Annotated in this window: 24 protein-coding genes; 9 read left to right on the top strand and 15 right to left on the bottom strand. The window is 69.3% G+C overall.

Annotated elements, in window-relative coordinates; translation table 11 throughout:
- Positions 1-8 precede the first annotated feature (8 nt).
- Positions 9-923 (top strand): EamA family transporter, encoded by a 915-nt coding sequence (locus tag V2S05_RS02720; RefSeq protein WP_413633749.1) that lies wholly within the window; start codon positions 9-11, stop codon positions 921-923.
- Positions 924-927: 4 nt separating this feature from the next.
- Here the strand turns inward: V2S05_RS02720 and ffh are convergent, their stop codons facing one another.
- Positions 928-2481 (bottom strand): signal recognition particle protein, encoded by a 1554-nt coding sequence (ffh, locus tag V2S05_RS02715; protein WP_413633748.1) that lies wholly within the window; start codon positions 2479-2481, stop codon positions 928-930.
- A gap of 39 nt (positions 2482-2520) precedes the next feature.
- A complete protein-coding gene (locus tag V2S05_RS02710; protein ID WP_413633747.1) occupies positions 2521-3105 on the bottom strand; it encodes a TetR/AcrR family transcriptional regulator in 585 nt (194 codons plus the stop codon).
- A gap of 100 nt (positions 3106-3205) precedes the next feature.
- Here V2S05_RS02710 and lipB point away from each other — a divergent pair, with 100 nt between their 5' ends.
- Together lipB and lipA are read left to right on the top strand one after the other, a co-directional pair.
- Entirely contained in the window at positions 3206-3856 is a 651-nt protein-coding gene (gene lipB, locus V2S05_RS02705) for a lipoyl(octanoyl) transferase LipB (protein WP_413633745.1), read from the top strand.
- Positions 3853-4845: a lipoyl synthase gene (lipA, locus tag V2S05_RS02700; protein ID WP_413633743.1), complete on the top strand. Its 993-nt coding sequence runs from the start codon at positions 3853-3855 to the stop codon at positions 4843-4845. The genes lipB and lipA overlap by 4 nt, the downstream gene beginning before the upstream one ends.
- Positions 4846-4942: 97 nt before the next feature.
- Here lipA and V2S05_RS02695 read toward each other — a convergent pair whose 3' ends face one another.
- From V2S05_RS02695 to smc, 3 genes are read right to left on the bottom strand one after another with little or no spacing between them, the layout of a single operon-like run.
- Positions 4943-5443, bottom strand: a complete 501-nt coding sequence (locus V2S05_RS02695; protein WP_271637750.1) for a DUF2004 domain-containing protein — start codon at positions 5441-5443, stop codon at positions 4943-4945.
- Between the two features lie 48 nt (positions 5444-5491).
- A complete protein-coding gene (ftsY, locus tag V2S05_RS02690) occupies positions 5492-6367 on the bottom strand; it encodes a signal recognition particle-docking protein FtsY (protein WP_413633741.1) in 876 nt (291 codons plus the stop codon).
- 37 nt (positions 6368-6404) lie between these two features.
- On the bottom strand, positions 6405-9932 hold the full coding sequence (gene smc / locus V2S05_RS02685) for a chromosome segregation protein SMC (protein ID WP_413633739.1): 3528 nt from the start codon (positions 9930-9932) through the stop codon (positions 6405-6407).
- A gap of 533 nt (positions 9933-10465) precedes the next feature.
- Between smc and V2S05_RS02680 the strand changes: the two genes are divergently transcribed.
- The 4 genes from V2S05_RS02680 to V2S05_RS02665 are packed head-to-tail and all read left to right on the top strand — an operon-like array spanning position 10466 to position 13464.
- Positions 10466-10747 (top strand): hypothetical protein, encoded by a 282-nt coding sequence (locus tag V2S05_RS02680; protein WP_413633738.1) that lies wholly within the window; start codon positions 10466-10468, stop codon positions 10745-10747.
- 10 nt (positions 10748-10757) lie between these two features.
- Positions 10758-11852 (top strand): GNAT family N-acetyltransferase, encoded by a 1095-nt coding sequence (locus V2S05_RS02675; protein ID WP_413633737.1) that lies wholly within the window; start codon positions 10758-10760, stop codon positions 11850-11852.
- Entirely contained in the window at positions 11849-12946 is a 1098-nt protein-coding gene (locus V2S05_RS02670; RefSeq protein ID WP_413633735.1) for an N-acetyltransferase family protein, read from the top strand. The genes V2S05_RS02675 and V2S05_RS02670 overlap by 4 nt, the downstream gene beginning before the upstream one ends.
- Positions 12946-13464: a GNAT family N-acetyltransferase gene (locus tag V2S05_RS02665; protein WP_413633733.1), complete on the top strand. Its 519-nt coding sequence runs from the start codon at positions 12946-12948 to the stop codon at positions 13462-13464. The genes V2S05_RS02670 and V2S05_RS02665 overlap by 1 nt, the downstream gene beginning before the upstream one ends.
- Positions 13465-13473: 9 nt before the next feature.
- Here V2S05_RS02665 and mutM read toward each other — a convergent pair whose 3' ends face one another.
- The 6 genes from mutM to V2S05_RS02635 form a co-directional block, all read right to left on the bottom strand.
- A complete protein-coding gene (gene mutM, locus V2S05_RS02660; protein ID WP_413633731.1) occupies positions 13474-14376 on the bottom strand; it encodes a bifunctional DNA-formamidopyrimidine glycosylase/DNA-(apurinic or apyrimidinic site) lyase in 903 nt (300 codons plus the stop codon).
- Positions 14377-14382: 6 nt separating this feature from the next.
- Entirely contained in the window at positions 14383-15075 is a 693-nt protein-coding gene (gene rnc / locus V2S05_RS02655) for a ribonuclease III (RefSeq protein WP_413633730.1), read from the bottom strand.
- 11 nt (positions 15076-15086) lie between these two features.
- On the bottom strand, positions 15087-15296 hold the full coding sequence (rpmF, locus tag V2S05_RS02650; protein ID WP_040165203.1) for a 50S ribosomal protein L32: 210 nt from the start codon (positions 15294-15296) through the stop codon (positions 15087-15089).
- Positions 15297-15298: 2 nt separating this feature from the next.
- The gene (locus V2S05_RS02645) at positions 15299-15793 is read right to left on the bottom strand and encodes a YceD family protein (protein ID WP_413635210.1); all 495 of its coding nucleotides are present in this window, start codon (positions 15791-15793) and stop codon (positions 15299-15301) included.
- Between the two features lie 109 nt (positions 15794-15902).
- Positions 15903-16400 (bottom strand): pantetheine-phosphate adenylyltransferase, encoded by a 498-nt coding sequence (gene coaD / locus V2S05_RS02640; protein ID WP_271637759.1) that lies wholly within the window; start codon positions 16398-16400, stop codon positions 15903-15905.
- Positions 16401-16457: 57 nt separating this feature from the next.
- A complete protein-coding gene (locus tag V2S05_RS02635; protein ID WP_413633729.1) occupies positions 16458-18629 on the bottom strand; it encodes an ATP-dependent DNA helicase RecG in 2172 nt (723 codons plus the stop codon).
- A 54-nt stretch (positions 18630-18683) separates the two neighbouring features.
- Between V2S05_RS02635 and rsmD the strand changes: the two genes are divergently transcribed.
- Positions 18684-19259, top strand: a complete 576-nt coding sequence (gene rsmD / locus V2S05_RS02630; protein ID WP_413633727.1) for a 16S rRNA (guanine(966)-N(2))-methyltransferase RsmD — start codon at positions 18684-18686, stop codon at positions 19257-19259.
- 16 nt (positions 19260-19275) lie between these two features.
- Here rsmD and thiL read toward each other — a convergent pair whose 3' ends face one another.
- Positions 19276-20283, bottom strand: a complete 1008-nt coding sequence (gene thiL / locus V2S05_RS02625; protein ID WP_413633725.1) for a thiamine-phosphate kinase — start codon at positions 20281-20283, stop codon at positions 19276-19278.
- A gap of 23 nt (positions 20284-20306) precedes the next feature.
- On the opposite strand from thiL, the gene V2S05_RS02620 reads away from it, so the two are divergent.
- Positions 20307-20786: a DUF3515 family protein gene (locus V2S05_RS02620; protein ID WP_413633724.1), complete on the top strand. Its 480-nt coding sequence runs from the start codon at positions 20307-20309 to the stop codon at positions 20784-20786.
- A 47-nt stretch (positions 20787-20833) separates the two neighbouring features.
- Here the strand turns inward: V2S05_RS02620 and V2S05_RS02615 are convergent, their stop codons facing one another.
- The 3 genes from V2S05_RS02615 to V2S05_RS02605 are packed head-to-tail and all read right to left on the bottom strand — an operon-like array spanning position 20834 to position 23694.
- The gene (locus V2S05_RS02615) at positions 20834-21913 is read right to left on the bottom strand and encodes a D-alanine--D-alanine ligase family protein (protein WP_413633723.1); all 1080 of its coding nucleotides are present in this window, start codon (positions 21911-21913) and stop codon (positions 20834-20836) included.
- Positions 21819-22955: an NAD(P)H-dependent glycerol-3-phosphate dehydrogenase gene (locus V2S05_RS02610; RefSeq protein WP_413633722.1), complete on the bottom strand. Its 1137-nt coding sequence runs from the start codon at positions 22953-22955 to the stop codon at positions 21819-21821. Before V2S05_RS02610 ends, V2S05_RS02615 begins: the two co-directional genes overlap by 95 nt.
- Complete coding sequence (locus tag V2S05_RS02605) at positions 22945-23694, bottom strand: lysophospholipid acyltransferase family protein (RefSeq protein WP_413633721.1); 750 nt, start codon at positions 23692-23694, stop codon at positions 22945-22947. Before V2S05_RS02605 ends, V2S05_RS02610 begins: the two co-directional genes overlap by 11 nt.

Here is a 23694-nt window from a genome sequence, read left to right as displayed (position 1 = left end):
CTGGAATTATGAACCGGCTGACCCTGCTGCTCCTCACCGCCCTCGCCCCGATGGCCTGGGGCACGACGTACCTCGTCACTAGCGAACTCCTGCCCGCGGGGCATCCATTGCTCGCCGGTCTCCTGCGCGCGCTTCCCGCCGGCCTCCTCGCGACCGCGATCGGACGCACGCTCCCCCGCGGAGCATGGTGGGGCAAGGCTGCGGCCCTCGGCATCCTGAACATCGGCGCCTTCTTCCCGCTGCTGTTCCTCGCCGCCGAACGCCTTCCCGGAGGCGTCGCGGCCGCCGTCGCAGGCGTGCAGCCGCTCATCATCCTCGGACTCGGGTCGCTCATCCTCAAAGAGCGCATCCGCCCGCTCACGGCCGCCGCTGCAGTGGCCGGCACCGGCGGTGTGACACTGGTCGTGCTCGGCCCAGCCGCCGAACTCGATCTGATCGGCGTCCTCGCCGCGCTCGGCGGCATCACGGCCACGGCCTTCGGCATCATCCTCACCAAGCGGTGGGGCCGGCCGAGCGGCGTCGGCCCGATCGCCTACGCGGGTTGGCAGCTGACCGCGGGCGGGCTCTTCCTCCTCCCGCTCACACTGCTCCTCGAGGGCGCACCGACGACCGTCGACGCCGGAGCCGTCCTCGGGTACATCTGGCTGGGCACGGCCGGCGGTCTCATCGCCTACACGCTGTGGTTCCGCGGCATCCAGCAGCTGCCGGTGGCCGCTCCGGGTCTGCTCGCCCTGCTCTCACCTGTGGTCGCCATGGCACTCGGCGCGCTCGTCGCCGGGGAGACCTTCACACCGATGCAGGCCGTCGGACTGGTGCTGGTGCTGACCGCGCTCATCGCCGGTCAGATCTTCGCGCAGCGGACCAGGATGCCGTCGGCGCCTCGCGCCGAGGAGATCCGCACGGACGAGCTCGTCCGGCGCTGACGGATCAGCCCTTGCCGAACAGCTTCTGGATCTCCGCGAGATCGGCCTCGCTGGGCGCCTTCTGCCCGCCGAGCCCGAAGCCGGTGCCCGTCGGCGTGGTGTTCGAGGTCGCGAGGCCCGCGTTCTCTGCGGCGCGCTTGGCCGGGTTGCCCGAGCGGGAGCCACCGCCCTTGCCCTTGGCGCCCTTCTTGCCGCGCTTGCTCGAAGCGCCGGGCTTGCCCATGGGCCCCATGCCGGGGATGTTCGGCGTGCCGCCGCGGGCGACGGTCTTCATCATCTTCGCGGCCTGCTCGAACCGCTGCACCAGCTGGTTGACGTCAGTGACCGTCATGCCCGAGCCCTTGGCGATGCGCATGCGGCGCGAGCCGTTGAGGATCTTGGGGTTGCGACGCTCGCCCGGGGTCATCGAGCGGATGATCGCCTCGGTGCGGTCGATCTCGCGCTCGTCGAAGTCCTCGAGCTGCTGCTTCATCTGGCCCATGCCCGGCAGCATGCCGAGCATCTTCTTCATCGAGCCCATCTTCTTCATCTGCTGAAGCTGGTCGAGGAAGTCCTCGAGGGTGAAGGCCTCGTTGGCGAGCTTCTCGGCCATCTTCATGGCCTCTTCCTCGTCGAAGGCCTGCTGGGCCTGCTCGATGAGGGTCAGGATGTCACCGAGGTCGAGGATGCGGCTCGCCATGCGGTCGGGGTGGAACGGCTCGAGATCCTCGAGGTTCTCGCCGGTGGAGGCGAAGATGATCGGACGCCCGGTGACCGACGCCACCGAGAGCGCGGCGCCACCGCGCGCGTCGCCGTCGAGCTTCGACAGCACGACACCGGTGAAGTCGACGCCCTCCTGGAACGCCTTGGCCGTGTTGACCGCGTCCTGTCCGATCATCGCGTCGATGACGAACAGCACCTCGTCGGGACTGGTCGCCTTGCGGATGTCGGATGCCTGCTTCATCAGCTCGGCGTCGACGCCGAGGCGTCCCGCGGTGTCGATGATGACGACGTCGTGCTGGTGGCGGCGCGCGTAGTCGACGCCGTCCTTCGAGACGCGGATCGGGTCGCCGACGCCGTTGCCGGGTTCGGGGGCGAAGACCGTGGCGCCCGCGCGCTCGGCGACGACCTGCAGCTGGTTGACGGCGCTCGGACGCTGCAGGTCGGCGGCGACGAGCAGCGGCGTGTGCCCCTCACCCTCGAGCTGCTTGGCCAGCTTTCCGGCGAAGGTGGTCTTTCCCGATCCCTGCAGCCCCGCGAGCATGATGACCGTCGGCGGGTTCTTGGCGAACTCGAGACGACGCTGCTCGCCGCCGAGGATCGCGATGAGCTCCTCGTTGACGATCTGCACGACCTGCTGCGCCGGGTTCAGCGCCTTGTTGACCTCGTCGCCGAGGGCGCGCTCGCGCACCTTCGCCGTGAAGTCCTTGACCACCGCGAGCGCGACGTCCGCGTCGAGCAGAGCGCGACGGATCTCGCGGACGGTGCCGTCGACGTCGGCGGGAGTCAGCTTTCCCTTCGTGCGCAGATTGCGGAAGGTCTCGGTGAGCCGATCGGAGAGCGTGCCAAACGTAGCCATGGTGCCTCTGATTCTACGCGAGCGGCGAGCGTCGTCCGATCAACCCCAGGGAAGGTCGTGCACGCTGCGCATCGCGTCCTCGAACTGCGCCTCGAGCGACGCCTGCCCGGCGCCCCGCTCGGCCCACACCCGCACGGATGACAGCACTGCCGTCGCGAACGCGGAACCCAGGATGTCGGCGCGGATCACCTCGATGCCGGCGCTGCGTGCTGCCGCGGCGATCGCCGATGCCAGCCGCGCGTGCCGCAGCCCCGTGTCCCGCATCAGCTCCGCTTCCACGCCCATCGCGCTCGCATGACGCAGCGCGAGCGCCAGCGGATCGGGTGCCAGATCGTGGAGCATGGGTCGCAGCGCGTCTCGTACCGCCGCGCCGTCGGCATCCGTCCCCAGGCGCGCCAGCGCCACCAGGGCCGCATCGACTCTGGCGTCGAATCCCGACCAGAGCACGTCGCTCTTGGACGAGAAGTAGTTGAAGAAGCTCGACCGGCTCACTCCGGCGCGACGGGTGATGTCGACGATCGACGTCGCCTCGTACCCCTGCTCGAGGAACAGTTCGCAGGCGGCCTCCGCGAGAGTCTCGCGAGACGACGCCCGGGGACGCCCTGCTCGCGAAGCCGTGGTCATAGCGATCAGCGTAGCCGCGAGTCGCGCCCGACGGTCGCCTGAACGTCGTATTGTGAATGTCACCACTTCTTGGACCCCATCCAACAATAAGGAATCTCCGATGCTCGACATCCAGACCCCCAGCCTCGCACCCGACTTCGTGCCCTACCTCGACGGGTGGGAGCTGCAGCGCAGCATCCACCACGACGTGGTCGCGGGCACCAGGCCCGACACGCTGCTGCTGCTCGAGCACGAGGCCGTCTACACCGCAGGCAAGCGCACCGAGGCGCACGAGCGACCGCACGACGGCACGCCCGTCGTCGATGTCGACCGCGGCGGGAAGATCACCTGGCACGGCCCGGGTCAGCTCGTCGGCTACCCCATCGTCCGTCTTCGCGAGCCGATCGACGTGGTCGAGCATGTGCGTCGACTCGAGCGGCTGCTGATCGGCATCCTCCGCCCGCTCGGCGTGGACGGCTATCAGGTCGACGGCCGCAGCGGCGTATGGGTGCGCCGTCCGCTGGGCGAGGACAAGGTCGCGGCGATCGGGGTGCGGGTGCAGCAGGGGGTGACCATGCACGGGTTCGCGATCAACTGCGACAACACGCTGGCAGGTTTCCGCGGGATCATCCCGTGCGGCATCACCGACGCCGGCGTGACGACCGTGAGCGAGGTCACCGGTCGGCACGTCACCCCGGCTGACATCGTGCAGTCCGTCGCCGACGTCTTCGCTGCCGACTACGCGACCGAGGACGAAGGGATCGCCGCATGAGCGCCGCACGCCCCGAGGGCCGGAAGCTCCTGCGCCTGGAGGTCCGCAATGCCGAGACGCCGATCGAGCGCAAGCCCGAATGGATCAAGACCAAGGCGAAGATGGGTCCGGAGTACACGGCCCTGCAGTCGCTGGTGAAGACCGAGGATCTGCACACCGTCTGCCAGGAGGCCGGCTGTCCGAACATCTTCGAATGCTGGGAGGATCGCGAAGCGACCTTCCTCATCGGCGGTTCGCAGTGCACCCGGCGGTGCGACTTCTGTCAGATCGACACCGGCAAGCCGGACGCGTACGACACCGATGAACCGCGCCGGGTCGCCGAGAGCGTGCGGAGGATGGGCCTGCGCTACGCCACGGTCACGAGCGTCGCCCGCGACGATCTGCCCGACACCGGTGCGTGGCTCAATGCCGAGACGGTGCGGCAGATCCACGCGCTGAACCCGAACACCGGAGTCGAGCTGCTCGCGAACGAGCACAACGCCGACCCCGCCTTCCTCGGCCAGATCTTCGATGCCCGTCCCGAGGTCTTCGCCCACAACGTCGAGACCGTGCCGCGGATCTTCAAGCGCATCCGCCCTGCGTTCACCTACGAGCGCTCGCTGAGCGTGATCACCCAGGGCCACGAGGCGGGACTCATCACGAAGTCGAACCTCATCCTCGGGATGGGCGAGGAGCCCGAGGAGGTCGTGGAGGCGCTCAACGACCTTCATGGTGCCGGATGCGACATCATCACGATCACGCAGTACCTGCGGCCGACACCGCGTCACCTCCCGGTAGCGCGCTGGGTGAAGCCTGACGAGTTCGTCGAGTTCAAGGCCGAAGCCGAGCGCATCGGGTTCCTCGGCGTGCTCGCCGGCCCGCTGGTGCGCTCGTCGTACCGCGCCGGACGACTCTGGGCGCAGTCGATGATCTCGAAGGGGCGGAAGATCCCGCCGCATCTCGCGCACATCGCCGAGGGCGCCGACCTCGGATTCGCTCAGGCGGTGTAGACGGGCTCCGCTCGACGGGGTGCTGCGCGAGGCGGAGGGGCCCATGCGCCCCGAGGCTCCACGCAGCGCCCAGCGCTGTCTGGAGCGGGCGTGGGGATCAGTCGGCGCTCGTGACCGACTGCACCGAGCCGTCGGATGCCAGGTTGACCAGCAGCACCTCGTCGGTCTCGTCGGCGTCGAGCGCATACTCGAGCACGGCGAACGGCTCCGACCCGCCGTGTTCGTCGGCGAGGATCGTCATGCTCGACAGCCGCAGCGACCGGATGATGTCGACCGCGGCGTCGCCGCTGACGTCGACCAGCACGTCCTCGAGGTCGTCGCCGAACGCCTCCTGCTGCTGCAGGATGTACTCGGTCACCTCACTGGTTCGATCGTCGACTTCGGTGAGCATCGCGCCGCGCACCGTGGCATCCAGCTCCTCGATCCCGGCGATCAGCGCAGCGGCGATGTCGAGCGCCGCCATCGAGACGTCGTCCTGGTCGGGAGCCGTGAGATCGACGGTCACCGACTGATCACCGAAGTCCACTCGCTCGGTCCAGAAGATGGCGCCGTCGGGCCCCGAGGACAGCACCCCGAAGTAGTCGTGTTCGATCGCCATATCGCTATGAAACCAGCCTCTCCGCCACGGCGGTAGCCCCAGGTCGTCTCACGCGCCGACCAGCGACGACACGAACACGTGCGGAGTGAAACCGGTGAGATCGTCGATGCCCTCGCCCTGGCCGAGCAGCTTGACCGGGATGCCGGTGCGCTCCTGCACGGCGAGCACGAAGCCGCCCTTGGCCGAGCCGTCGAGCTTGGTGATGACGAGCCCCGTGACGCCGGCGTGCTGCAGGAACGACTCCGCCTGCATGACCCCGTTCTGGCCGGTCGTCGCATCGAGCACGAGCAGCACCTCGCTGATCGGCGCCTGCTTCTCGATGACGCGGCGCACCTTCGACAGCTCGTCCATCAGGCCGCTCTTGGTGTGCAGGCGGCCGGCCGTGTCGATGATCGCGATCTCGATGCCCTGATTCTTGGCGTACTCCACCGTCTGGAAGGCGACGGATGCCGGGTCCTGCCCCTCCTGCTGCGGGCGGACGATGGCCGCTCCCCCGCGCTGCGCCCAGGTCGCGAGCTGCTCGACGGCCGCCGCGCGGAACGTGTCGGCGGCACCTACCACGACGCTGCGCTCGAAGCCGCGCAGGAACTTCGTGAACTTTCCGATCGTCGTGGTCTTGCCGACGCCGTTGACGCCGACCACGAGCACGACGGCCGGTCGCTCGGTGAGCTTGAGCGTGGTGTCGAACTTGGCGAAGCGCTCTTCGAGGGTCTCGCGCAGCATGCGCTGCAGGTCGCGCGGATCCGTGGTGCGGTACCGGTCGACCTTCGCGTGCAGCTCGTCGAGCAGCTGCTCGGTGATGTCCGGGCCGAAGTCGGCGGTGATCAGCGCCGTCTCGAGGCCTTCCCACGTCGTCTCATCGATCGTGGGCTTGACGAACATGCCGCGCAGCGCACGACCGAGGGACCAGGACTTCTCCGCCATGCCTCCAGCCTAGGTGTTCACGCTGGGTTGAGCCGGATCAGGCGGATGCCGCGGCGCGGTCGCCCACGCGCTGCCCGACGACCGCCGAGACGCCGTCCTGGCGCATGGACACGCCGTACAGGGCGTCGGCGATCTCCATCGTGCGCTTCTGGTGCGTGATCACGAGCAGCTGCGAGCTCTCGCGCAGCTGCTCGAACACGGTGAGCAGCCGACCGAGGTTCGCGTCGTCGAGCGCCGCCTCCACCTCATCGAGGATGTAGAACGGGCTGGGCCGGGCTTTGAAGATCGCGACCAGAAGCGCGACCGCCGCGAGCGACCGTTCGCCGCCCGAGAGCAGGGAGAGCCGCTCGATCTTCTTGCCGACCGGTCGCACGGCGACCTCGATACCCGTGGTCAGCATGTCGTCCGGGTCGGTGAGCGAGATGCTGCCGGACCCGCCGGGGAACAGCAGCGGGAACACCTCGCCGAAGGCCTGCCTGGTGTCCTCGAACGCGGCGGCGAAGATCGTCTGCATGCGCTCGTCGAGCTCGGCGATGATCGTGAGCAGATCCTGGCGCGTCTTGGTCAGATCGGCGAGCTGCTCGGTGAGGAAGGCATGCCGCTGCTCGAGCGCCGCGAACTCCTCGAGGGCCAGGGGATTCACCCTGCCGAGCTGCGCGAGCTTCCGCTCGGCGTCCTTAAGTCGTCGCTCCTGTGCGCGCCGGTTGAACGGGATGCCGGCGTCGTCGTCGCCGCCGTCGGCCTCGGCGCCGGGGTCCCGGGGAATCAGCTGATCCGGACCATATTCCGCTACGAGAATATCTTCATCGAGCGCGAGTTCCGATGCCACCCGGTCGAGGAGGCTGCCGAGGTGCAGCTTCTTCTCGTGGATCTGCAGTTCGAGGCCATGCACGCTCTCGGTGAGTCCGGCGAGTCGGTCACGCAGCGAGCTCTCCTGCTTGCGCAGCGCGACCAGCTCCTCGTTGTGCGCCGAACGCTCTGCCTCGGCGGCCGCGAGAGCGACCCGCGCCTCGCTCACGGATCGATCGATCGAGTCCAGCACACGGGGCAGCTCCTCCGCGACCCGCGACGCCGCCGCCCGCTGCGCGCGGCGGATCACGGCGCGTCTGGCCGCTTCGGCCGCGGCATCCCTCTCCTGCTCCCGCTGACGCTCGAGAGCGACGACGCGCGCCTGGGCCGCACGCACTCGCTCGCGGAGGGTCTCGATCTCGAGGCGCGCCCGCACCTCGCCCTCGCGTGCCGTTTCCAGCGCGTCGAGCAGCCCGTCACGGGCGGAGGCGTCGAGAACGGGACGCGGCTCGGACTCGGCTGCCCGCAGGTCTTCCCTGGCAGCGAGTGCCTTCTGCTCGGCATCCGCCACGGCTGACTGCGCCTGTGCGAGGCTCGACTCGAGTCGGTCGCACTCGGCGACCGCCGCTTCGTGCTGCACGGTGACGCGGTTGACCTGCTCGGCGTGATTCGCCAGCGCGGCGTCGTGCTCCCGCAGCGCTCGCAGCGCGTCCTTCGAGACGCGCCTCGCCTCATCGAGGCGGTCGGTGGCATCCACGCGCGCCTCGCGCATCGCGTCGACGATCGTGCGCACCTCTGCGAGGCGCTCCGCGGCGGCGTCCCGCTCTGCCGCGAGTTCGAGGCGCGACGTCTCCCCGGATCCGGCGCGGAGGGTGTGCGCCGTGACCACCTCGCCGGTTCTGGTGACGATCGTCGTGCGATCATCGCCGAGCTCGTCGAGAACGCGGCGCACCCGCCTCGCCGCGTCGATGTCGTCGGCGATCAGCACCGCGGCGAGCAGAGACCTCACACCGTGCGGAGCGTCGACGACCTGGACCGCGGGAACGGCCCCGTCGACAGCTGGAGCGTCGATCGACGCTCGCACCGTGCCTTCGGCGACGACCAGGTCGACCGTCGCGCGTGCGCCTTCCGACACGAGAGCGAACGCATCATCGACCGAGTCGACGAGCACGCCCTCGGCGAGCGGGCCGAGAACCGCGGCGATCGCGCCCTCGAACCCCGCACGCACCTGCACCGCGTCACCGACCAGGCCGCGCACCCCTGGGGCTCCGGATGCCACCATCTCCGCCGCTCCGCCCGAGAGCGACAGCGCGCTGGTCAGTGCGGCCGCCTTGGCCGTCAGCGCATCGGCTTCGCGTTCGGCCTCGTGCAGCCGCTCCCGCAGCGAGTCGCGCTCGGCCTCCGCGGCGGCGACGTCCTTCTGCGCCTGGTCGTACGCCGCGGCGTACTCTGCGGCGGAGCCGTCTGGTGCGTGCGCGTCGTCGATCGCCTCGAGCGCGTCGGCTGCCTCGCGGCGGCGCTGGTGAGCGGATTCCAGTGCCTGCTCCTGCCGCAGCACCGCCCCGCGGACGGCGGCGAGAGCGGAAGCCGCCGCGTCGGCGTTGCCGCGCAGGGTGTTCAGCCGCATGTCGTACTGCGACACCAGCGCGCTCTGCTCGGCGATGTCGACGTCGAGAGTGTCGAGCTCGGCCCGAGCGTTCACGACATCCCGACTCGCGGCCACCGCAGCGTCCTGCGCGTCGCCGAGGCCCTCCGAGATGCGGGTGATCTCGTCGGCCGCCTCGTCGATGGTCTCCTGCGTGACGGTGATCGCGGTGACCGCGTCGTCGTCTTCGCTGCCGAGCAGCGCGAGACGCTGATTCGCCAGCGTGTACAGGCTGCGCATCCGCTCCTGCGCCTGCTCGAGCGCGAATGCGACGCTGCGCGCTCGGTCGACAGCGGCGGAGTTCTGCTGCTGCTCCAGGCGCTGGATGCCCGCCCGGACGCCCTCGGCCTGCTCGGAGAGCACGAGTCGCTCGGTGTGCCGCTCGTGCTCGGTCCGGGCGTGGTCGGCGAGGGCGGTGCGCAGCGCGACCACATCGTCGGCGAACAGGCGGGCCTTGGCGTCTCGCACGACCGCCGCGATGGTCTGCGCCTCGCGGGCGATCTCGGCCTGCCGCCCCAGCGGCTTGAGCTGCCGACGGATCTCCCCGGCGAGATCGCTGAGCCGGGTGAGGTTCGCCTCCATCGCGTCGAGCTTGCGCACCGTCTTCTCCTTGCGGCGACGATGCTTGAGGATGCCCGCGGCCTCCTCGATGAAGCCGCGGCGGTCTTCGGGCGATGCCTGCAGCACGGTGTCGAGGCGCCCCTGGCCGACGATGACGTGCATCTCACGGCCGAGTCCCGAGTCGCTGAGCAGCTCTTGGACATCGAGCAGGCGGCAGCTCGAGCCGTTGATGGCGTACTCGCTGGAGCCGCTGCGGAAGAGCGTGCGGCTGATCGTCACCTCGGCGTAGTCGATGGGCAGCGCGCCGTCGCTGTTGTCGATGGTCAGCTGCACCTCGGCACGGCCGAGGGGACCACGGGTCGACGTGCCCGCGAAGATGACGTCCTCCATCTTGCCGCCGCGCAGCGTCTTGGCGCCCTGCTCCCCCATGACCCAGGCGAGGGCGTCGACGACGTTCGACTTGCCCGACCCGTTCGGGCCGACGATGCAGGTGACCCCGGGCTCGAACACGAAAGAGGTGGGCTGCGCGAACGATTTGAAGCCCTTCAGCGTCAGGCTCTTCAGATGCATGCCGGCGCCTTCGGGGTCAGGGGGTTCACGGGTCAGACGCTACCGGAATCACGCGGAACGACACGGATTCCGCGCCGTATTCCACGCGTTCAGCCCTGGGATGCGGTACCCGCGACACGCCGGGCCGAGAGAAAAAGCTTGACGAGAGCTGAGAGTCTTCACTAGCGTGGCGTCCGATCACAAGAGAGGAGGTCACCGATGATCACGAACGACAACGCCGCCTGGTTCTTCACCATGCCGCTTGCGAGCGCGCCACACGCCGCCGCGTCGGTGACCTTCGCCCGTTCTCAGGGCTAGAACCACACCGCCTCTCCCGATCTCTTCGACGCATCCCCGCGTCAGATCGATGATCGCCGTCGCCGTCCCGCGGGTCGTCGACCTCCGCCCGCACTGCGGGCCTCGCCCGTCAGCATCCTGACAGTCGACCGGACCACGTCCGTCCCGACCGTTCGGAGACGCTGCGTTCCCGGGCGCCGTCTTCGCCGTCTCGGCGACGACGGGCCCCGCCACCTCCCACAGAAAGCACACACATCGTGAGCACCGTTCTGCTGACCGATCACCGGCAGCAATCCACGTCCATCCATCCACCGGATACCGAGGGTCGCCAGACCATCAGCATCCCCGACCGAGACGGTCTGCAGCGCCTGACGCTGATCGACCGGCTCTCCTTCCGAATCGGGCTGCGGCTGCTGCAGCACAGCACGAGGACTCGGGTAGCCGCGCGTTCGTTCGTGCCGGATCTCGACCGTCGGCCGATTCGCGAGACCGAGGCGATCAGCCTGCTGGTCTGGGGCTACCAGCGCCGGCAGCTCTGAAAGGCAGATGATGTCCACCACTCCGATCGCCGGCGCGGTCCTGCGTCCGCTCGAGCTCCCCGCCCGAGCGGACGCGGGTCCCTCCCCCGCAGTCCGCGCCTACGCGACGGTCCGCAACGAGCTGCTCATCGAGACCACCGGTCGCGACGATGACTGCCTCACCGCGTCCGAGCTGCTGTCCACGCTCTTCTCCACCCCTGACCGCGACCGCCGTCATTGGACGATCGAACTCGACGGAGACACCGTCGGACGCTGTGCACTCGATATTCTGCAGGATGACGGCGGTGAGACGGGATTCGTGACGGTCGCTCTGCTCCGTCGCGCCTGGGGCCGGGGAATCGGACCGGCCGTATACGCGCAGATCGAGACCGTGGCGCGGGACGCGGGCGTGCGCAAACTGCTCAACTGGTCGGAGCACCACGACGCCGATCCTCCGCTGGCGCGGATCGAATCCCCGACGGGCGCCGGATCCGCTCCCCTCGACCGCACGGCACGCTTCCTGCAGCGCACCGGCTTCCGGCTGGAGCAGGTCGAACGCGGAAGCGCGCTGACCTGGAGGCGGGACACTGCCGAGCACCTGCGCCGCCTGCGTGACGATGCGGCCGCGCACGCCACCGAACACCGGATCGTGCAGTGGACGATGCCGACGCCGGACGAGCACGTCGGCGGCTACGCCTGGATGAAGTCGCGCATGTCGACCGACGTGCCCGATGGCCAGCTCGGCATGCCGGAGGAGACCTGGGACTCCGAGCGCCTTCGGCGGGAGGAGGCGCGGCTGATGCAGCGCGGCTGGACGCTTCTCGTCACCGCCGCCCAACATGTCGCGACCGGCGAGCTCTGCGCGTTCAACGAGCTCGCCATCGGAACGGAGCAGACCGCCGGAACGCATCAGTTCGACACTCTCGTGCTGTCCGAGCATCGCGGGCACCGGCTCGGCATGCTCGTGAAGACCACCGGACTGCTGGCCTGGCGCGAACAGCATCCGTTCTCTCCTCGGGTGACCACCTGGAACGCCGAGGAGAACCGACCGATGCTCTCCATCAACGAAGCCATCGGCTTCACCCCGATCGCCTATGAGGGCGCATGGAGGAAGGACCTCGCATGAGCACGACCATCCCGACCGACGTCACCGGAGTGACGATCGCCCCGCTGAGGATTCCGGAGACGCTGGACGCCCCGGACGCGGCTGAATTCCACGCCTTCGTCGCTCTGAACAACGCCATCTGTCTCAGCGACACGGGATTGCACGACCTCGATACCACCGCCGAGGAGATGCTGCCGCACTGGCGCGCGACGACCGACTACGTGCAGCAGACGCTGCTCGCCCGCGAAAAGGGCGAGATCGTCGGCGCCGTGACCGTGACGCACGCGACCGCAGAGCCCACCAGCGCGGAGATCGACCTGATGGTCATGCCCGAGAACTGGGGCCGCGGCATCGAGCGGGCGCTGCTCTCTGCGGCGGAGGCGCAGGTGCGACGGCTCGGCCGCAAGGTGATCCAGACGTGGACCCTGCACCGGCCCGATCCAGGCGACTCGCCTCTGGCGCCGAGGACCGGATGGGGACGGGTGTCGCGCACTCCCCACGCGCAGCTGCTCGACGGCGACGGGTTCACACTCGAGCAGGTGGAGCGCAACAGCGCCTTCGATCTGCAGGGCGATCTCACGCCGATCGAGGGGATGCTCGCCGACGCACTGGCGGTCGCCGGCGACGACTACCGTCTCGTCGAGTGGACCGTACCCACCCCGCCCCAGCTGCGCGCGGGCTATGCGTGGGCGCTGTCGCGGATGTCGACGGATGCACCCAGCGGAGACCTCGAAGTGGATGAGGAGATCTGGGATGCCGATCGCATCGCGCGGCGCGACGCCAGATTCGTCGAGGGCGGCCAGACCGTCTCGGTCGCCGCGGTGGAGCACGTCCCGACGGGCACGCTCGCCGCGTTCAACGAGCTCGTGACCGGCACTGATCCCGAGGGCGTGACGCACCAGTACTGCACGCTGGTGCTCAAGGAGCACCGCGGGCACCGTCTCGGCCAGATCGTGAAGTGCGCCAACATCCTGCGCTGGCGCGGCATCGCCCCGGGCTCACCGCGGATCAACACGTTCAACGCCGAGGAGAACCGCCCGATGCTCGACATCAACGAGGCGATGGGCTTCGTGCCCGCCTCGTACGCGGGCGCCTGGCAGAAGAAGCTGGCCTGATGCTCTTCACCACCTCACGCCTCGACCTTCGCGAGCTGACCGCCGACGACCTGCCGGCGCTTCGTGCCATCCTGCAGGATCCGGAGACGATGACCGCGTACGAGGGCGCGTTCGACGAGCAGATGGTGCAGGCCTGGCTCAGCCGGATGCGCGAGCGCTACCGCGACGACGGGTTCGGGCTCTGGGCCGTGGTGCTGCGCGAATCCGGGGAGATGATCGGCCAGTGCGGACTGACCAGGCAGCACATCCTCGGGGAGGACGTGATCGAGGTCGGCTACCTGTTCAATCGCGAGCACTGGCGGCGCGGGTACGCGACCGAGGCGGCGGCCGGATGCCGTGACCATGCGTTCACGGCACTCGGTGCCGACCGTGTGTGGGCTCAGGTGCGCGACACGAACATCGCGTCGATGAACGTCGCGATCCGACTGGGCATGACAGTGCGAGGACGCTTCATCAAGCACTACCGCGGTGTGGACATGCCCCACCTGGCGTTCGCGATCGACCGTCCGGCGGAATGACGGCCCGGCTCAGCGGCGACGCTGGCAGCGCGGGCAGTAATGACTGGAGCGGTTCATGAACGCCTCGCGACGGATGGGACCGCCGCAGCGTGGACACGGCTGACCTCCGCGCCCGTAGGCGTTCAGCGAGTGCGCGAAATAGCCGGCCTGCCCATTCACGTTGACGTACTGCGCGTCGAAGCTCGTACCGCCCTCTGCCAGGGCCTTCTCGAGCACGAGACGGACCTCGGCGAACAACCGGCGCAGCGCCTGCACCGACAGGGCGGTGCCGTGCGTCTCGGGGTGTATGCGCGCCGCCCACAGCGACTCGTCGGCGTAGATGTTGCCGATGCCGCTGACCAGTGACTGGTCGAGGAGGATGCGCTTGATCGCGCTGGATCTGCGACGGATGCGCGCGACCACATCTGGCTCTGCGAACGCGGGGTCGAGCGGATCGCGGGCGATGTGCGCGACCTGCGACGGCACCAGCGGATCGGCCGTGCCGTAGCCGCCGGGTGCGGCATCCGGCGTGGGCAGCAGACGGTCGACGGCGAGCGAGCCGAAGGTGCGCTGATCGGCGAAGACGACGGCGAGTACGCCGTGACTCGGATGCTCGATGCGCAGGCGCACGCGTTCGTGGCGCTCGAGCGGGGCATCCGGATCGCGCAGCAGCATCTGCCCGCTCATGCCCAGATGCGCGACCAATGCTTCCACTTCCCCGCTGCGCGCCGACAGCGGCAGCCAGAGGAACTTCCCCCGCCGCGCAGCGGCGCGCACGTCGCGGCCCTCGAGACGGCCGACGAAGTCGGCGGCGTCATGCGGATGCCTGGTGAGCGCCCGCTCGTCGAGCACGTCGACCGACAGCACGCGCGCGCCGGTGACTGCGGGTGCGAGGCCGTGACGGACGACCTCGACCTCGGGAAGCTCGGGCACGCCGGATCAGACCCGTTCGCTGAGCAGCCGCCAGGCGTTGAGCGCGGCAGCCATCTCGGCCGTCTTCTTGCTCGTGCCGACGCCGCTGCTCGTCAGGTCGCCGACCCGCACTGTCGCGGTGAACACCCGGTGATGGTCGGGGCCGTCCGACTCGATGGAGTACACCGGCGGGGTCGCCCCGAGCCGGGCGGCCAGCTCCTGCAGACTCGTCTTGGGGTCCATCGCCGCGCCGTAGCGCTCCGGGTCGGCGAGCAGCGGCTCGGTCAGCCGCAGCACCAGCTCGGTGGCGGCATCCGGCCCCGCCGACAGGAAGGTCGCGCCGAAGACTGCTTCCATCGTGTCGGCGAGGATCGAGTCCTTGTCGCGACCACCGGTCTGCTCCTCGCCTCGTCCGAGCCGGAGGTGCTCACCGAGTCCGATAGCGCGAGCGACCTCGGCGAGGGCGACTGTCGAGACGACGCTCGCGCGCCGCTTGGCCAGCTCGCCCTCGTCGAGGTCGGGAAGCGTGGTGAAGAGCATGACGGTCACCGCGAGCCCGAGCACCGAGTCCCCGAGGAACTCGAGACGCTCGTTGTTCGGGATGCCGCCGTGCTCGTACGCATAGGAACGATGCGTGAGCGCTCGCTCCAGCAGCTCAGGATCTATGTCGACGCCGAGCTTCTCGACCAGCGATGCCCGCCCCGTGAGAATATCGGTCATGACCGATCCGATCAGATGTCGGCGACCTTGCGGCCCTTGTACTCGAGGAACAGCTCGGTGCCCTGCGAGTCGGTGACGACCTTCGCCTGGTGCGGGCGGCTGTAGACGACCTTGCCGTTCTCGACCGTCTTGACGAGCGCGGGAGCCTCGGCCTTCCACTGCGCGCGGCGCGAGCGGGTGTTCGAACGGGAGACCTTGCGCTTCGGGGGGTTACCAGCCATGACTAGCTCTCTTCTTTCTCGGCGGCGCGGCTCTCTGCCGCGCCGTCCTGGTCTGTGATCTGTCGGAGCGCGCTCCACCGAGGATCGATGGGAGCAGGGCTCTCTGCACCGGCGCTCTTGGACAGCTTCTCGCCCGTGTTCGGGTCGAGACCCGGGCAATCCGGCTGACACACCGGCTGAAATGGAAGCGACAATACGATCGCATCCCTGACCAGAGTTTCAAGATCCACGTGGTCGTCTTGAACTTCGAAGTCAGTTTCTTCCTCACCAGGATACGCGAAAAGCTCCTGGAACTCGACTTCGACAGGCGCGGAGATCTCGGTGAGGCAGCGTCCGCACTCTCCGGAGTACTCCGAATCGGCCGTGCCCGACACGAGGATCCCCTCGTGCACCGACTCGAGGCGCACGTCGAGGTCGAGAGTCTCGCCGGCTTCGACCGCGACGATTCCCTCACCCCACTTCTCGCTGAGGGTCACCTCGAAGCGGTGCTCGCGCATCTCGCCCGGCTTGCGGACGATGTCACGGACAGGGAGGAAGAAGGGGCCGTCGACTCGGGATTTCACCCCGCCATGCTACCGGTCGTGACCTGCACCAGGGCCGAACGGCTCAGAGCCCTCGGGCTCCGGTGTCGAGGAACGATGCGACGACGGGCGGAACGAACGGCGAGACGTCGCCGCCGAGCGCGGCCACCTGGCGCACCAGCGAGCTGGACACGAGCGCGTGCGCGGGATCGGGAAGGAGGAACACCGTCTCGATGTCGGCCAGGTGACGGTTCACGATCGCCATCGGCGACTCGTAGGCGACGTCGACCTGAGAGCGGATGCCTTTCACCAGCACCCCGGCGTCGACGTCGCGGGCGTAGTCGACGAGCAGGCCCATGCTCCACGATCCGACGATGATGTGTCCGTCGATACCCGCCTCGGCGATCGACTGCTCGAGCAGGCTGAGCCGCTGAGCGATCGGCAGCATCGCCTCTTTGCCGGGGTTGTGCACGACCAGCACGTGCAGCTCGTCGTACAGACGGGCGGCGCGCGAGATGACATCGAGATGCCCCAGCGTGGGCGGGTCGAACGATCCGGGAACGACGGCGATCCGAGAATTCACTTCGATGCACTCCGCTCACTCAGTACAGGCACGACTTCAGCCTATGACACCGCACCCTCAGTTCTTGCTGAGGGCGGCGCGATCGGATTCGCTCACCCGGCCGGCGATCGCGACGCGCAGCCCGGGGTGCGCCACCAGCATCGGATCGTCTTCGAGGATGTCGGCGGCGATGTCCCGCGCGTAGGCGATGAGCCCGGCGTCTTTGACCACCCGAAGCAGCCGCAGCGATGACTTGACGCCGGCCTGGGCGGCGCCGAGCACGTCGCCTTCACCGCGCAGCTCGAGGTCGACCTCGGCCAGCTCGAATCCGTCGAGTGTCGCGGCGACCGCCTCGACCCGCTCTCTCGCGAGCGAGGCGCCCTCGGCCTCGGTGACGAGCAGGCAGAGGCCGGGGTGCGCACCGCGGCCGACGCGACCGCGCAGCTGGTGCAGCTGCGAGACACCGAATCGATCGGCGTCCATGATGATCATGGTCGAGGCGTTCGGCACGTCGACGCCGACCTCGATCACCGTCGTGGCGATGAGCAGGTCGATCTCGCCGCGCGCGACCGCGCGCATCACGGCGTCCTTCTCCTCCGCCGGCATCTTGCCGTGCAGCACCGCCCGTCGCACTGTGCCGAGTACCGGATGCGTGGCGAGCAGCTCGTCCAGCTGCACCACTCCCCACCGGGGACCCTTGCCCTCGACGTCGGCCGGCGGCTGATCGTCGGCCTCCACCGACTCCTTCGCCGTGTCGATCGCCGCGCACACGGCGAAGACCTGGCGCCCATCCGCGATCTCCTCGGCCGCGCGCGCCCAGACCCGCTGGAACCACTCCGGATGCTCGGCCAGCGGCGCGACGTGCGTGGCGATGCCGGCACGGCCGGCCGGCATCGACCGGATGACCGAGGTGTCGAGATCCCCGAAGACGGTCATCGCGACGGTGCGCGGGATGGGCGTCGCGGTCAGCACGATGGCGTGCGGGGCGGTGCCCTTGGCGCGCAGCATCTCGCGCTGCTCGACGCCGAAGCGATGCTGCTCGTCGACGACGACGAGCGCCAGGTCGGCGAAGGTGGTCTTCTCGGAGAGCAGGGCGTGAGTGCCGATCACGATCAGCGATTGACCGGATGCCACGCGCAGCGCGGCTTTGCGCCGCTCCGGCGCGGACATCTGGCCGGTGAGCATGGTCGGGATGAGCTCGGAGGCCATGTCGGGGCCGAGCATCTTCGTGATCGATCGGAGGTGCTGCGCCGCGAGCACCTCCGTCGGGGCGATGAGCGCGGCCTGTCCGCCCGACTCGGCCGTCTGCAGCATCGCTCGCAGCGCGACCAGCGTCTTGCCCGAGCCGACTTCACCCTGGATCAGACGGTTCATCGGCCGATCGGCGCTCAGGTCGGCGGCGATCTCGGCGCCGACGCGCTGCTGGTCTGGAGTGAGGGTGAATTCGAGGCGGGCGTCGAAGCGCTCGAGCAGTCCCCCCGGCTGGGCGATTCGCGGGGTGGCGGTCAGCGCCCGCACCTGGATGCGCTGCTGTAGCAACGCCGTCTGCAGCACGAGGGCCTCGTGCATGCGCAGCGTGCGGACGGCCGGATCGATGTCGGCCTTGCGCCGCGGCCGATGGATAGCTTCGAGTGCCTGCCGGGCGGTGAGCAGCCCCTCGCGGGCCCGGACGTCGTCGGAGAGCGGGTCGGGCACCTCACCCAGCTGATCGAGCACCACGCCGACCAGCTTCGCGATCTGCCAGCTCTGCATCGCCGAGGTCGCCGGATAGATCGGGATGGGGACGTCCTGCAGGGCATCCGCCTGACGGTAGGCGCTCTCGGTGTCTTCGAAGAGCTGGTAGTCGGGATGCGCGAACTGCACCCGGTCTTTGAACATGCCGACCTTGCCGGAGAAGATGCCGCGGCGCCCGACCGACAGCTCCTTCCGGCGCCACTCGGCCTGTCCGATGTTCTTCGCGAAGAAGGTCAGCGACATCTGCCCGACGCCGTCGCCGATGATGACCTCGAGCATCGCACCACGCCGATTGCGCATCTCGCGGGCCGTCGCCGATATGACCTCGCCGACGATGGTGACGGTCTCGCCGACGGGCAGCTCGAGGATCGGCGTCAGCTCGCCGCGATCGGCGTAACGCCGCGGATAGTGCCCCAGCAGATCGCCGACGCCGGTCATCCGGAACGCCTTCTCGAGTGTCTTGGCCGTTGACGCGCCGAGGGCGGTCGTCAGCGGCGTGTCGAGCTCGAAGGACATGGTTCGAGTCTACGGAGCGCCGGGGACATCGACCGCTTGTCGTATCGTGATCGGGTGACGAGGATCATCGCCGGCGGCGCACGCGGCGCACGGCTCGACGTGCCCGGCGCCGGAACAAGACCCACCAGCGACCGGGTGCGCGAGTCGCTCTTCGGGGCGCTGGAGGCGATGGATGCCATCGCCGGGGCCCGCGTGCTCGATCTGTACGCCGGCAGCGGTGCGCTCGGCCTGGAGGCCATGAGCCGGGGCGCCCGGTCGGTCGATCTCGTCGAGATCTCGCGCTCGGCTGTGGGCGTCGTCGGCCGCAATGCGGGCGTCGTCGCCAAGGCCATGGGCGGCGCTGCGGCGTCGAAGGTCCATCAGAGCACTGTGCGCGCCTATCTGTCGCGCGCGCAGGGTCCGTTCGATCTCGTGTTCACCGACCCGCCCTACGACCTGGACGACTCGGCGATGACAGCCGATCTCATCGCTCTCGCTCCTCTGCTGTCGACGGACGCGGTGGTGGTCATCGAGCGCGGAAAGCGCGCGGCACCGCCCGACCTCGACGCCGCCGGCCTCACTCTCTTGAGAGAGAAGGCTTACGGAGACACCCGGGTGTGGTGGGCTGAGCCCGCCAGCGACGACGCCTGACGTCGTCCCACCGGGGTCAGCGCGCGTGATCCCAGTCGCGGTACGGGTCCCAGCCCGTCTCGTCGACGGGCTGCCCGTCGACGAGAACCGGAGCCCCCATGCGGGCGGTCACCGTGCCGATCCTCTCGAAGCCCTCGGGCACGACGCCGCCGTCGGGGAAGATCGCCAGCAGGCCGTGGTCCTCTCCCCCGCCCAGCGCACGACCGCGATCGCCGCCGAACGCCAGCGCGTCCAGCGCCGCTCCGGAGAGCGCGATCGTGACTCCCGAGGCATCCGCCAGTCGTGAGGCGTCGAGCGCCAGGCCGTCGGAGAGATCCATCATGGCGTGGGCGCCGGCTTCCGCCGCGACCGGTCCGAGATGCAGCGGTGGCACCGGGCGCAGCTGGCGATCCAGGGCGCGCTGCTGAACGGCATCCAGCGACGCGCGATCGACCGGAACCGCAGTGGCACCGTCGCGGAATCGGGCGAACAGCAGCCCGAGGCCCGCCGCCGCGACGCCGAGCTCGCCGGCCAGGGCGACGACGTCGCCGGGGCGCGCACCGGCACGGGTCACCGCAGGGCGTCCGTCGAGGTCGCCCAGCGCCGTCACCGCGATCATCAGCAGCTCGGACACGGTGAGATCGCCCCCGACGACCGAGCATCCAGGCGCAAGCCGGGCGCAGCACTCGCGGAAGCCGTCGGCCATCGCCGTGATGAACGACAGCCGGGTGTCTGCGGGCACCGCGAGCGACACGAGCAGGCCGGTCGGGACCGCGCCCATCGCGGCGATGTCGGAGAGGTTGACCGCCGCAGACTTCCAGCCGAGGTCGTAGCCGCTCGACCACGCGAGCCGGAAGTCGGGCCCTTCGACCAGAGTGTCGGCGCTGGCCACGACCGACCCCGACGGGGCGTCGATCACGGCCGCGTCGTCGCCGGGACCGAGCACGGCGTGCGCGGCCGGTGCCGTGCGCGAGAGGATCGCGCGGAGCACCGCTCCCTCCGAGATGTCGCCGATGCGCGGGTCGTCGTCGGAACCGGATGCCATGCCGACAACGGTAGCCTGGAATCATGCTGCGCCGTCTCGCCCTGATCACCGGTGCGGCGATGATGCTCGCCCTCACCGGCTGCTCGACCACCGTCGCCCTCACCCCCGCCGACGATGCGAACAATCCCGCGTGCGCGGAGGTGACGGTGCGCCTGCCGCAGAGCGTCGCCGGGCAGGACCGTCGGTGGACCGACGCGCAGGCCACCGGTGCATACGGCACGGACGGGAAGACGAGCGTGATCCTGACCTGCGGAGTCGCCGTTCCGGGTCCCACCGCCGACCTGCAGTGCGTGACCCTCGAGGGCATCGACTGGCTCGTCGACGAGTCGGACGCGCCGCGGATGCGCATGACGACCTACGGCCGCAACCCGGCGGTGCAGGTCTTCGTCGACACCGAGGTCGTCAGCGCCAACGATGTGCTCACCAGCTCCGGCATCGTGTCGGGCGTGCGGATGATCGAGGCCGACAGCGCCTGCTCGACCCCGGACGAGCTGCCCGAGTAGCCCTTCGGCAGGCTCAGGGCCCCAGAGGGAGCAGAGGCCCCGAGGGCTCAGCGGCGCAGCCCGCCCTCGATCAGCTCGGTGATCAGGTCGCCGTAGCTCAGGCCCGACGCGATCCAGCACTTCGGGAACATCGAGATCGGGGTGAACCCCGGCATGGTGTTCAGCTCGTTCACGACGATCCCGCCGTCCGCGGTGAGGAACACGTCGACCCGCGCGAGGCCCTTGCCGTCGACCGCCTCGAACGCGCGCACGCCGACCTGCTGCACGGCCGCGATCTCGGCATCCGACATCTCCGCCGGGCAGACGACGTCGACGCCGTCGCCACCGAGGTACTTGCCCTCGAAGTCGTAGAATCCGCGCGAGGTGAGCACGATCTCACCCGGCAGCGATGCGCGCACGCCGTCGGCGGTCTCGAGGATCGCGACCTCGATCTCGCGGCCGACGATGCCCGTCTCGACGAGCACCTTCTCGTCTTCCGCGAAGGCCACCTCGAGAGCCGCGTCGAGCTCGCCGAGACTCTCGACCTTCGACACCCCGACGCTGGACCCCGCCCGCGCGGGCTTGACGAAGAGCGGCAGACCCAGCTCGGCGATCGCCGCGCGCAGCGGCGCCGACTCCTGCTGCCAGGCACGCTGCCGCACGGTCACCCACGGCGACACGGCGATGCCCTCGGATTCGAGGGCGACCTTCATGAAGTGCTTGTCCATGCACATCGCCGAGTCGAGCACCCCGCCGCCCGCGTACGGGATCTCGAGGATGTCGAAGAAGCCCTGGATCGTGCCGTCCTCGCCGTGCGTGCCGTGCAGGATCGGCAGCACCACGTCGACGGCGGCGAGCTCGACCGCGGAGCCGTCCGGCGCGATCACCCGCAGGACGCGGTCGCCGGCTTCGGGCCAGCGGATCCGGGTGCCGTTGTCGATCACCTCGGGCATGCTCGCCGCGTCCAGCGCGAACTTCGCCGGGTCGTCCTGCTCGAGCACGAACGCGCCCTCGCGCGTGATCCCGACCGGAATCACGTCGTAGCGATCGCGGTCAATCGCCGCCAGCACCCCGCCCGCCGTTGCGGAGCTGATCGAATGCTCGCTGGAACGCCCGCCGAAGAGCACCACCACCGTCTGCTTGTCCATGATTGGTCCTCTCCTCCTGCGGAGTGTCGTCGTCGGTGGTCAGGTGCGGTGCGATGTCGCGCGGATCCATCCGTCCGTCGAGCACCATCTTCACCTGCTGCACGATGGGCATGTGCACCTCGGACTCGTGCGCGAGCTGCAGAATGGGCGCGACCGAGGCCAGTCCCTCGGCGGTCTGATTCATCTGCTTCACCACATCGTGGAAGCTGTAGCCCTGCCCGAGCAGCCGCCCGGCGGTGTTGTTGCGACTCAGCGGCGACTGACAGGTGGCGATGAGATCGCCGAGCCCGGCGAGACCCTGCAGGGTCTCGGGCCTGGCGCCGTTGGCGACTGCGAAGTCGGTCATCTCGACCAGACCGCGGGTGATGATCGACGCCTTGGTGTTCTCGCCGTACCCGACGCCGTCGACGATGCCGATGGCGACCGCGATGAGATTCTTCAGCACACCGCCGAACTCGGTCCCGATCACGTCGGTGTTCACGAACGAGCGGAAGTACCGGTTGCGGGCGGTGCGCGCCACGACATCCGCCGTCTCCTGACTCCGCGCGGCGATCACGGCCGCCGTGGGCTGCTCGCGCGCGATCTCGAGGGCGAGATTGGGTCCGGATGCCACCGCGACCCGATCCGGATCGCACCGCAGCTCCTGCTCGATGACCTGACTCATCCGCAGTCCCGACGAGCGCTCGACGCCCTTCATCAGGCTGACGATCGGGATGTCGCGACCGGCGAGCAGCGGGCGGAGAGCCTTCAGGTTCTCACGCAGGGTCTGACTCGGCACCGACAGGTACACCTGCTCGGCGCCGTCGAGGGCGTGGGCGAGCTCGTGCGTGGCTCTCATGCTGCGGGGCAGATTGATGCCGGGCAGGTATTTCGAGTTGCGCTTGGCCTCGTCGATCTCGTGTGCGAGCTCGGGCCGGCGCGCCCACATGGTGACCTGGGCGCCGCCGTCGGAGAGGATCTTGCCGAAAGTGGTGCCCCAGCTGCCCGCCCCGATGACGGCCGCTCGTGTGCCGGACGGCTGCGGTGTGCGCTTATGAATCAAGGCGCCCCGTCTCCTTCTGGCCGTGATCGCCCGGATTCCAGCGCTTGTCAGGAGCTTTCTCGTCGCGCAGCTCTTCAAGCAGAGCCGTGATGGCGTCCATCAGCCGCTCGGTCGCGATGTTCAGCACACCGGGGTCGCCGGCGTGACCGCGCAGGTCTGACAGATCGACGGGATCGCCGATCAGCACCCGCACCCGCTTGCGCAGCGGCCAGAGGCTGAGCCCCTTCTGGTAGCGCCCCATGATCTGCTGGGTTCCCCACTGCGCCATCGGGATGAGCGGGATGTCGCCGGTGAGCGCAAGGCGCACCGCACCCGACTTGCCGCGCATCGGCCACATCCCGGGGTCGCGGGTCAGCGTCCCCTCGGGATACACGATCACGCCGCGACCGTTCTCGACCAGTTCACGGGACTGCGTGAGCGTCTGCTTCGCCGCCGATGCCGACGACGCGCGCGCGACGGGGATCATGCCCGTCTTCCGCAGGATCCAGCCCAGGACGGGCACGCGGAACAGGCTGTCCTTGGCCATGAACCTGGGCAGCCGGCCGGAGCGGAACACGGCGATCGCGACGATCAGCGGATCGAATTCGGAGTAGTGGTTCGGCGCCACGACGTAGGCACCTGTGCGGGGCAGCTTCTCGGCTCCGGTGACCGTGATCTTCGCGAGGAGCGACACCGGCGGGATGACGATCGCCGCGAGCGGCCAGAACAGACTGGGGCGGCTGCGTTCGGAGGCGGCCAT

The organism is Microbacterium sp. OR16 (assembly GCF_047306725.1).
Lineage (GTDB): Bacteria > Actinomycetota > Actinomycetes > Actinomycetales > Microbacteriaceae > Microbacterium.
The sequence above is the reverse complement of the archived record's forward strand: the minus strand, read 5'-3'. Positions and strand labels throughout refer to the sequence as shown.

Bases quoted from the DNA above. Each gene is read 5' to 3' on its own strand.
- V2S05_RS02675 (WP_413633737.1), top strand. From the start codon at position 10,758: ATGTCCACCACTCCGATCGCCGGCGCGGTCCTGCGTCCGCTCGAGCTC.
- ffh (WP_413633748.1), bottom strand. From the start codon at position 2,481: ATGGCTACGTTTGGCACGCTCTCCGATCGGCTCACCGAGACCTTCCGC.
- V2S05_RS02645 (WP_413635210.1), bottom strand. From the start codon at position 15,793: ATGCGCGAGCACCGCTTCGAGGTGACCCTCAGCGAGAAGTGGGGTGAG.
- V2S05_RS02620 (WP_413633724.1), top strand. From the start codon at position 20,307: ATGCTGCGCCGTCTCGCCCTGATCACCGGTGCGGCGATGATGCTCGCC.
- V2S05_RS02710 (WP_413633747.1), bottom strand. From the start codon at position 3,105: ATGACCACGGCTTCGCGAGCAGGGCGTCCCCGGGCGTCGTCTCGCGAG.
- rpmF (WP_040165203.1), bottom strand. From the start codon at position 15,296: ATGGCTGGTAACCCCCCGAAGCGCAAGGTCTCCCGTTCGAACACCCGC.
- thiL (WP_413633725.1), bottom strand. From the start codon at position 20,283: ATGGCATCCGGTTCCGACGACGACCCGCGCATCGGCGACATCTCGGAG.
- V2S05_RS02695 (WP_271637750.1), bottom strand. From the start codon at position 5,443: ATGGCGATCGAACACGACTACTTCGGGGTGCTGTCCTCGGGGCCCGAC.
- V2S05_RS02665 (WP_413633733.1), top strand. From the start codon at position 12,946: ATGCTCTTCACCACCTCACGCCTCGACCTTCGCGAGCTGACCGCCGAC.
- V2S05_RS02635 (WP_413633729.1), bottom strand. From the start codon at position 18,629: ATGTCCTTCGAGCTCGACACGCCGCTGACGACCGCCCTCGGCGCGTCA.
- rnc (WP_413633730.1), bottom strand. From the start codon at position 15,075: ATGACCGATATTCTCACGGGGCGGGCATCGCTGGTCGAGAAGCTCGGC.
- V2S05_RS02720 (WP_413633749.1), top strand. From the start codon at position 9: ATGAACCGGCTGACCCTGCTGCTCCTCACCGCCCTCGCCCCGATGGCC.
- lipB (WP_413633745.1), top strand. From the start codon at position 3,206: ATGCTCGACATCCAGACCCCCAGCCTCGCACCCGACTTCGTGCCCTAC.
- smc (WP_413633739.1), bottom strand. From the start codon at position 9,932: ATGCATCTGAAGAGCCTGACGCTGAAGGGCTTCAAATCGTTCGCGCAG.
- V2S05_RS02615 (WP_413633723.1), bottom strand. From the start codon at position 21,913: ATGGACAAGCAGACGGTGGTGGTGCTCTTCGGCGGGCGTTCCAGCGAG.
- ftsY (WP_413633741.1), bottom strand. From the start codon at position 6,367: ATGGCGGAGAAGTCCTGGTCCCTCGGTCGTGCGCTGCGCGGCATGTTC.
- V2S05_RS02670 (WP_413633735.1), top strand. From the start codon at position 11,849: ATGAGCACGACCATCCCGACCGACGTCACCGGAGTGACGATCGCCCCG.
- V2S05_RS02605 (WP_413633721.1), bottom strand. From the start codon at position 23,694: ATGGCCGCCTCCGAACGCAGCCGCCCCAGTCTGTTCTGGCCGCTCGCG.
- lipA (WP_413633743.1), top strand. From the start codon at position 3,853: ATGAGCGCCGCACGCCCCGAGGGCCGGAAGCTCCTGCGCCTGGAGGTC.